Annotated in this window: 7 protein-coding genes and 1 pseudogene; 7 read left to right on the top strand and 1 reads right to left on the bottom strand. The window is 69.5% G+C overall.

All coding sequences use genetic code 11. The features are described from left to right. The 3 genes from AN218_RS04435 to AN218_RS04425 all read left to right on the top strand — a co-directional run. A partial coding sequence (locus AN218_RS04435) for a polysaccharide lyase beta-sandwich domain-containing protein (protein ID WP_244900259.1) occupies window positions 1-373 on the top strand: 373 nt, incomplete at its 5' end. A gap of 221 nt (window positions 374-594) precedes the next feature. Continuing rightward, entirely contained in the window at window positions 595-2,229 is a 1,635-nt protein-coding gene (locus tag AN218_RS04430; protein WP_079131809.1) for an acyl-CoA carboxylase subunit beta, read from the top strand. Window positions 2,230-2,244: 15 nt separating this feature from the next. After that, window positions 2,245-2,472, top strand: a complete 228-nt coding sequence (locus AN218_RS04425; RefSeq protein WP_070015294.1) for an acyl-CoA carboxylase epsilon subunit — start codon at window positions 2,245-2,247, stop codon at window positions 2,470-2,472. A gap of 287 nt (window positions 2,473-2,759) precedes the next feature. Here AN218_RS04425 and AN218_RS04420 read toward each other — a convergent pair whose 3' ends face one another. Beyond that, window positions 2,760-2,948, bottom strand: coding sequence for a hypothetical protein (locus tag AN218_RS04420; RefSeq protein WP_070015290.1), 189 nt, complete (start codon window positions 2,946-2,948; stop codon window positions 2,760-2,762). Between the two features lie 550 nt (window positions 2,949-3,498). On the opposite strand from AN218_RS04420, the pseudogene AN218_RS04415 reads away from it, so the two are divergent. The 4 genes and pseudogenes from AN218_RS04415 (at window position 3,499) to AN218_RS04400 (ending at window position 8,560) form a co-directional block, all read left to right on the top strand. Further along, window positions 3,499-7,050: pseudogene (locus tag AN218_RS04415) on the top strand (sensor histidine kinase). Window positions 7,051-7,059: 9 nt separating this feature from the next. After that, the gene (locus AN218_RS04410; protein WP_028435354.1) at window positions 7,060-7,473 is read left to right on the top strand and encodes a roadblock/LC7 domain-containing protein; all 414 of its coding nucleotides are present in this window, start codon (window positions 7,060-7,062) and stop codon (window positions 7,471-7,473) included. 75 nt (window positions 7,474-7,548) lie between these two features. Next, a complete protein-coding gene (locus AN218_RS04405; protein WP_070010762.1) occupies window positions 7,549-7,959 on the top strand; it encodes a DUF742 domain-containing protein in 411 nt (136 codons plus the stop codon). After that, window positions 7,940-8,560, top strand: a complete 621-nt coding sequence (locus AN218_RS04400; protein ID WP_420855936.1) for a GTP-binding protein — start codon at window positions 7,940-7,942, stop codon at window positions 8,558-8,560. Before AN218_RS04405 ends, AN218_RS04400 begins: the two co-directional genes overlap by 20 nt. Window positions 8,561-8,807 lie beyond the last annotated feature (247 nt).

Genomic DNA, 8,807 nt, shown 5'->3' with positions numbered 1-8,807 from the left:
CCGCCTGGCCGCACGCGCCGCGGACCGGCGCTGGCTCACCGTCGACGCGAACGACGCGGCGGCGCAGGCCGTCACCGTCCGGCGGCTGGGGCTGAGCGCGGCCAACTTCTGGCGTGCCGGCTCCGCGGGACGGCTCACCTCGGGGGCGCCCGCCAGCGTCCTGGTACGGCGCGAGCGGCGCACCGCGCGGCTCCATGTGGCAGAACCCTCCAGAACGGGCGAGCCGTTCGAGCTGACCTGGGACCGTCCTGTACGCGAGGTGGTCTCCGCCGACAAGGGGCTCGAAGTCCTCGGCGCGGGGCGGCGGTTGCGGCTGCGCGTGACACCCGGCACGGCCGGAGCGAGCCTCGGCTGTACGGTGCGACTGCGCTGAGCTGCGGTTGTGCGATCTCGGCGCACCCGCACGGCCGGTGCTGGAGGCACCTGCCGGCTGGGCTGTGGGAACCCCACAGCCCAGCGCGCGCAGCATGGGAGAGTTCGCTGCGCGCGGGCCCCGCTACGGCGCCGTTCTGTCCAGCGCGACCATGAATCATGCTCGTACACTGTCTGAATCTGACGAGGAAGAAAGGCGGGGCTGTTTCGTAGGGTCTATACATGACCGAACAGACCCAGCCGTCGCCGCAGGCGCAGCAGATCACGGAGTCCGTGACCGCGCCCGAGGCCGAGGGCCCGGAGGCGCCTGATGCGCGTGGGCGCGTGGCGGAGCTGCGCGCTCTGCGTGAGAAGGCGCTGGAGGGCCCGAGCGAGCGGGCGACGCAGGCTCAGCACGCGAAGGGGAAGCTGACCGTCCGGGAGCGGATCGAACTGCTTCTGGACGAGGGGACGTTCCGTGAGGTGGAGCCGCTGCGGCGGCACCGTGCCACGGGTTTCGGGCTGGAGGAGAAGAAGCCCTACACCGACGGTGTGGTCACGGGGTGGGGTCTGGTGCACGGGCGGACGGTGTTCGTCTATGCGCACGACTTCCGTATCTTCGGCGGCGCTCTGGGGGAGGCGCACGCGACGAAGATCCACAAGATCATGGATATGGCGATCGCGGCGGGTGCGCCGCTGATCTCGCTGAACGACGGTGCGGGGGCGCGTATTCAGGAGGGCGTCTCGGCGCTGGCCGGGTACGGGGGGATCTTCCAGCGCAACACCCGTGCGTCCGGGGTGATTCCGCAGATCTCGGTGATGCTGGGTCCGTGTGCGGGGGGTGCGGCCTACAGCCCGGCGCTGACGGACTTCGTGTTCATGGTGCGGGAGACCTCGCAGATGTTCATCACGGGTCCGGACGTGGTGCAGGCGGTGACGGGGGCGCAGGTCTCGCAGAACGGGCTGGGCGGCGCGGACGTGCACGCGGGGACCTCGGGGGTGTCGCACTTCGCCTACGACGACGAGCAGTCGTGCCTGGAGGAGGTGCGGTATCTGCTGTCGATGCTGCCGTCGAACAACCGGGAGAACCCTCCGGCCGAGGAGTGCACCGACCCGGTGGACCGGCGCAGCGACGTGCTGCTGGATCTGGTGCCGGCGGACGGGAACCGTCCCTATGACATGCGGCGGGTGATCGAGGAACTCGTCGACGACGGCGACGTGTTGGAGATCCACGAGCGCTGGGCGACGAACCTGATCGTGTGTCTGGCGCGGATGGACGGCCAGGTGGTGGGGATCCTCGCGAACCAGCCGCAGTCGCTGGCGGGGGTGCTGGACATCGAGGCGTCGGAGAAGGGCGCCCGCTTCGTGCAGATGTGCGACGCGTTCAACATTCCGCTGGTGACGCTGCTGGACGTGCCGGGCTTCCTGCCGGGTGTGGACCAGGAGCACGGCGGGATCATCCGGCACGGCGCGAAGCTGCTGTACGCGTACTGCAACGCGACGGTGCCGCGGATCTCGGTGGTGCTGCGCAAGGCCTACGGCGGTGCGTACATCGTGATGGATTCGCAGTCGATCGGGGCGGATCTGACGTTCGCCTGGCCGACGAACGAGATCGCGGTGATGGGCGCGGAGGGCGCGGCGAACGTGATCTTCCGGCGGGAGATCGCGGGCGCGGACGACCCGGACGCGATGCGCGCGCGGATGGTCAAGGAGTACAAGGCCGAGCTGATGCATCCGTACTACGCGGCCGAGCGGGGTCTGGTCGACGACGTGATCGACCCGGCCGAGACCCGCGAAGTGCTCGTGCGTTCCCTGCAGATGCTGCGCAGCAAGCACGCGGATCTGCCCTCACGCAAACACGGAAACCCTCCTCAGTAAGGGATGAAGACTTCGATGAACCCGACCGACACAGCCGTCAGCAGCCGTCTCGTGCGTGTGGAGAAGGGCGAGGCCAGCGAGGAGGAACTCGCTGCCGTCACGGCCCTGTTGCTCGCCCGCGCCGCCGCCAACGCGCGGCACGCGCAGATCCCCGCCTCCCGCACCGCCGGCAGCGGAAAGGCCGGCTGGCGCCGCCTGGAGCGCGCACGCGGCTTCCGCGCACCCCATAGTTGGCAGGGCTGAAAGCCGGACGGAAAGCGCAACTCCCGTACGCGCGGGGTCAATTCGCGTAAACCCGGGGGATTTCCGTCCTGCCGTGCGCGGCGCCGAAGAGAAGACGGCGAACGCGGGACGGCGGACGCGACGGCGAAGAAGGCGTCGGACGCAGAACACGGCCGCTGTCCGCCAAAGCGGCGCGGTACGGCGGACAATCGCGCGGCGAGAGCGTGCGGAAGCCCGTACGGAGAACAACGCGAGACGGCCTCCCGGTGAGTTCACGGGAGGCCGTCTCGCTGTGTCCTGCGCAAGGCTCAGACGGCGGGTGCGTCCTCCAGGACGGTGCGCACGGGGTTCGCCGTCTGCGCGGGAAGGGCCTCGAGGCCCTGTGCGGCCTCCTCTTGGGCGACGGCCCTCGTGGTCAGCTCGTCCGCGTCCTCCAGGTGGGACAGAGTGGTGCGGCGCGGGTTGGCTGTATTGCGCATGATAAGGGTGGTCTTCACGCTCGACCGTACCTCGCACTTTCCAATTGGCTTGTCGTTCCGGTGTGTTGTGTAAACAACGCTAGAACGGGTTTCACTTCCCGTACGTGACACAGACAACGCGGAGCGTGTGAGTTTCCTCACCGGAGCGTGGGCAAAAGGGACTTACGCCGCGAGCCGTCGTACGGGCCGAAGCGGACATCGGGGCCAGATGTGAGGTTACGACTCCGTCCCTGATAGGGCTGGGGTGTGAAGTGCCGGCGGCGCCCGGCGGAAAAGTCCGGATTCACGGGAAGTGTTCTCCACGGCACGTGACCGAATGCTGTCGGAGCGTCACATGCCCTGCCGGGTTTTCCACAGGCCTTGTTGCGGATCCGGCACTGTGCTGGAATTCCACGGACCGCTGCGGGGAACAACCGGCGCGCAGGGGCGCAGAGCAGCGCCGCGCGGCGGTCAGAGGGACGCGCGCCGGTCACTTCACGACCGCCCGGGGGGCCTTGGGACCCCCAAGACTCGATACCGTCCCGCCGTCCCAAGCGGAGGGGCGCCTGGTCCAGAGGTTGCGACGCTAGTGCAGGGACGTTTCAAGAGGGATGGCAGCGCTGCGGGGGATCCGGAGCCGCGCGGAATGACGGACCGCGGATCCACACCCCAGCGCGCCCAGCAGAGCGGCCCCACGGCCGCCGTGCATGAAGAGGACGGCGCGGCCTCGAACCGTCCCGCCGTCAAGAACGGCGAGAAGGGCGCCTCCGAGCAGCGGCTCCGTACGCCTCCCGGGCCCGGTTCGCGTGCCGCGCTGCGCAACTGGCGCATCAGTACCCGTCTCGTCTCCCTGCTCACGCTCCCCGTGGTCGCGGCGACGACGCTGGGCGCCCTGCGCATCCAGGACTCCCTCGGGAACGTCGACCAGCTCGAGAACATGAAGCTGCTCACGGAGATGACCGAGCAGGCGACCGAACTCGCCTCGGCACTCCAGGAGGAGCGCGACCGCTCGGCCGGCCCGCTCACCGACACCGGCGACTCCAAGGACGACACGGTCGTCGGCCCCCGGGAGAAGACGGACCAGTCCTTCCAGGCGTTCAAGGAAGCCACGTCCGACATCGACGACAGCGACAGCGACGTGATGTCGGGTGTCCAGTCGACCGTTCTGGACATCATCCGGCAGTTGAACGCGATCAAGAACATCCGCGAGCGGGCCTACGACAACCCCGAGTCCGTCTCGCAGACCGTCAACAGCTACAACCAGCTCATCGATTCGCTGCTCTCCCTGTCCCAGGACATGGCGCAGGCGACGAACAACTCCGAGATGATCCAGAGCACCCGCGCGCTGGCGTCGTTCTCCAACGCCAAGGAGTACGCGTCGATCCAGCGGGCGATCATCTCCGCCGGTCTCGCGCGCAAGGGCGGTCCCGAACTCTCCGAGAGCGACCGCCTCTACGCCAAGACGGCCGCCGAGAGCGAGAGCGCCTCCCTCGGCAGCTTCAACCAGATCTACGGCGAGGAGCGCGCCTCCGAGCTGACCAAGCCGCTCGACGGCGGCGTCGTCAACATCACGCTGGCCGACAAGTACCGCGACCGCGTGCTGAACAACCCCGACGGCATCAAGAGCGAGAACCGCTCGTACCCCGACTGGTACGACCAGGACCGCTCCAAGATCGACGAGATGGGGAAGATCGAGTCGACGCTGCTCTCGCAGATGGAGCAGCAGGCACGCGAACTGCGCTCCAGCGCGCAGCGCGAGGCGTTCCTCAACGGCGCCGTGATCCTCCTCGTCCTCGGCATCTCCCTCGTCGGCGCCTTCGTCGTCGCCCGCTCCATGGTCCGCTCGCTGCGGCGCCTCCAGGACACGGCGCAGGACGTCGCGCGCAAGCGGCTGCCGGAGCTGGTCCGCCAGATGTCCGAGTCCGAGCCGCAGGACGTGGACACCTCCGTCGAGTCGGTCGGTGTGCACAGCCGGGACGAAATCGGCAAGGTGGCCTCCGCGTTCGACGACGTCCACCGCGAGGCGGTGCGGCTCGCCGGCGAGCAGGCGCTGCTGCGGGGCAACGTCAACGCGATGTTCACCAACCTCTCGCGGCGCAGCCAGGGCCTCATCCAGCGTCAGCTCTCGCTCATCTCCGAGCTGGAGTCCCGCGAGGCCGACCCGGACCAGCTCTCCTCGCTCTTCAAGCTCGACCACCTCGCGACCCGCATGCGCCGCAACGGTGAGAACCTGCTGGTGCTCGCGGGCGAGGAACCGGGACGCCGCTGGACCCGGCCCGTCCCCCTCGTCGACGTGCTGCGCGCCGCGGCCTCCGAGGTGGAGCAGTACGAGCGCATCGAGCTGAACTCGGTGCCGGCCACCGAGGTCGCCGGCCGCGTCGTTNGCCAGGTCGTCAACGACCTCGTGCATCTGCTCGCCGAACTGNCCTCGTGCACCTGCTCGCCGAACTGCTGGAGAACGCCACGTCGTTCTCCTCCCCGCAGACCAAGGTCAAGGTCACCGGTCACGCGCTGCCCGACGGCCGGGTGCTGGTCGAGATCCACGACACCGGCATTGGCCTCTCCCCGGAGGACCTCTCCGCGATCAACGAGCGGCTGGCCAGCCCGCCGACCGTCGACGTGTCGGTCTCCCGCCGCATGGGCCTCTTCGTGGTCGGCCGCCTCTCGCTGCGGCACGGCATCCGCATCCAGCTCCGTCCGTCCGACTCCGGCGGCACCACGGCGCTCGTCATGCTCCCCGTGGACGTCGCACAGGGCGGCCAGGGCGGCCCCCAGAGCGCCAAGGGCAAGCCCGCGGCGGCCGGCGGCCCCGGCGGCAACGGCCCGAGCGTGCCNACTGCCCGGCGGCACGGGCTCCGGCTCCGGACAGGGCGCTCCCGGCGCCCCGGTCAGCCCCGGCGGTCTCGGCGGCCAAGGCGGCCCGGGGACGGGCGAGTTCGAGCGTCCCGGCGGCTGGGGCACACCCGGCGGCGGCTCCTGGGACCGGGAGAGCCAGTCGACGGGCGAGTACACGACGCCGCCGCTGCCTCCGCGCTACAGCGCCGACACCGGCGAGTTCCCGCGTCCGCAGTCTCCGTCGGAGACGGGCGAGTTCGCGCGTCCGCAGTCCTTCTCGGACACCGGCGAGTTCCAGCGTCCCCAAGGGCCGTCGGACACCGGCCAGTTCGCGCGTCCGCAGTCTCCCTCCGAGACGGGTGAGTTCCCGCGTCCCCAAGGACCGTCCGACACCGGCGAGTTCCAGCGTCCGCAGTCTCCGTCGGACACCGGCGAGTTCCAGCGTCCCCAGTCTCCCTCGGACACGGGCGAGTTCCCGCGTCCCGAGCCCGGCGGCCCCAGCGACACCTCGCAGTTCATGCGTCCCGACTGGAGCCAGTCGCGCCCGAGTTGGGCCAACGCCTCCGGCCCGGCCGAGGACGGCCCCCGCGGTCACGACGAGTCCGAGTCGAACGAGACCGGCGAGTTCGCGCGCCCCGGCTACACCGGAGCCTCCAGCGGGCAAGGCGCCGCCTCCGAGTACGAGCAGCAGCAGAACGGCCAGGAGCCCGCGTACGACCCGGACTTCGGGATACCGACCGGGCCGCCGGCAGCCGCCGACGCCCCGACGCCGATCTTCGAGTCGATCGAGTCCAACTGGTTCCGCGCGTCCTCCTCGCCGCCTCCGCAGCCGCAGCCGCAGACCCCGCCGGAGCAGGAGCGCTCCTCCTCGCAGCACGCTCCCGCCCCGCGTCCCGGACAGCCGGCCTCGGCGGTGCCGCCGATGCCGCAGCGCCACGCGGCACGCGGCACCCCGGAGGGCGCACACCCCAACTCCGGGCACATGGCGGCTCAGAACGGCGCCGAATCCGGCACCCACTGGGGAGCCTCGCCCAACGACGAGCGCTGGCGCCGCGCCGAACAGGTGCGCCAGCCCGCCGCGGGCGGCGTGACCACTTCCGGACTGCCGCGACGCGTACCCCGCGCCAACCTCGTCGCGGGCACCGCACAGCAGCAGTCCTCCGCACAAGCAGGCCCCCAGGTCTCGCGTGCACCAGATGACGTCCGCGGGAGGCTCACCAACCTCCGCCGCGGCATCCAGCAGGGCCGACAAGCCGGTACGACGAACGGCCGCGGCGTGGGCCCCCATTACCAGCAGGAGCGTTAGTTGAGTCCGATGAGCCAGGCGGCGCAGAATCTGAACTGGTTGATCACCAACTTCGTGGACAACACCCCAGGTGTGTCGCACACGGTGGTGGTCTCCGCGGACGGCCTCCTTCTGGCCATGTCCGAGGGCTTCCCGCGCGACCGCGCCGATCAGTTGGCGGCGGTCGCCTCCGGGCTGACCTCACTCACCGCGGGTGCCTCCCGGATTTTCGAGGGAGGCCCCGTCAACCAGACGGTGGTGGAGATGGAGCGAGGCTTCCTCTTCATCATGTCCATCTCCGACGGCTCGTCCCTGGCCGTCCTCGCCCATCCGGAGGCTGACATCGGTCTCATCGGATACGAGATGGCACTACTGGTAGACCGCGCGGGAACCGTCCTCACCCCTGACGTACGCGCTGAACTTCAGGGGAGCATTCTCAACTGATCTGAAAGCTCCCCTCTCCATGAGCCACCTCAGTCCGTTAACAAGACCCGACCTCATGCCTCGTCCGGAGGAGCCATGACCCCGCCAGCCTCGCCAGGCCCGTACGGTGCCCCATACCAGCACGCACCGTACGGAGGTGAGGGCGACCAGCCCCTGGTACGCCCTTATGCGATGACGGGTGGCCGCACCCGGCCGCGCTACCAGCTCGCCATCGAAGCACTGGTGAGCACCAGCGCCGACCCGGTGCAGCTCCAGGGTCTGCTCCCGGAGCACCAGCGCATCTGCCATCTGTGCCGGGAGGTCAAGTCGGTGGCGGAGGTCTCCGCCCTGCTCGCCATACCGCTGGGTGTGGCCCGGATCCTGGTCGCCGATCTCGCCGAAGCCGGAATGGTGGCCATCCACCAGCCCGGCGGCAGCTCCGAGCCCGGCGGCGCGCCAGATGTGACGTTGCTCGAAAGGGTGCTCAGTGGACTTCGCAAGCTCTAGCCCGCAGACGGGCCAGATGGTGGGTTACGGAGCCGGAGCCCCTGCGCCGGGACGCTCGACGACCTCGGCGAAGATCGTGGTGGCCGGCGGATTCGGCGTGGGCAAGACGACGTTCGTGGGTGCGGTCTCCGAGATCAACCCGCTCCGTACGGAGGCGGTCATGACGTCCGCGTCCGCCGGCATCGACGATCTGACCCACACCGGGGGCAAGACCACCACCACGGTGGCCATGGACTTCGGGCGCATCACGCTCGACGACGACCTGATCCTGTATCTGTTCGGCACACCCGGGCAGGATCGTTTCTGGTTCATGTGGGACGACTTGGTGCGCGGCGCGATCGGCGCGGTCGTCCTCGTCGACACCCGCCGCCTGGCGGACTGTTTCCCGGCCGTCGACTACTTCGAGAACTCGGGACTGCCGTTCGTCATCGCGCTGAACGGCTTCGACGGGCATCAGCCCTACACGCCCGAAGAGGTCCGCGAGGCACTCCAGATCGGGCCGGACACCCCCATCATCGTGACCGACGCGCGCCACCGCGCCGAGGCGAAGAGCGCGCTGATCACACTCGTCGAGCACGCGCTGCTCGCACGTCTGAAGTGAGCCGCCGCGTGCCGCGGCGCCCGCCGGGCGCCCAACTCGGCACGTAACGGGGCGAGTCGACCGCACAGCCGGGCAGGATCACCCTGCCCGGCTGCGTGTGCTGCCCGCAGGATGATCGGCTCCTTCAGGTTCATAACGTTTCGACAGTGAATTACGTCGCCGTGAACACGGCTGGCGAGCAAAAGGCTTCACTCTGCTCATAAAAGCTGGCCTCTTTGTCTCTCTCGCCCTCGTATGACTGATTTCA

Source organism: Streptomyces nanshensis (assembly GCF_001751255.1).
Classification (GTDB): domain Bacteria; phylum Actinomycetota; class Actinomycetes; order Streptomycetales; family Streptomycetaceae; genus Streptomyces; species Streptomyces nanshensis_A.
Note: the sequence above shows the minus strand (reverse complement) of the source record. Positions and strands in the feature narration are given on the sequence as shown.

Coding starts and splice junctions, on each gene's coding strand:
- AN218_RS04430 (WP_079131809.1), top strand. CDS start 595: ATGACCGAACAGACCCAGCCGTCGCCGCAGGCGCAGCAGATCACGGAG.
- AN218_RS04425 (WP_070015294.1), top strand. CDS start 2,245: ATGAACCCGACCGACACAGCCGTCAGCAGCCGTCTCGTGCGTGTGGAG.
- AN218_RS04410 (WP_028435354.1), top strand. CDS start 7,060: ATGAGCCAGGCGGCGCAGAATCTGAACTGGTTGATCACCAACTTCGTG.
- AN218_RS04405 (WP_070010762.1), top strand. CDS start 7,549: ATGACCCCGCCAGCCTCGCCAGGCCCGTACGGTGCCCCATACCAGCAC.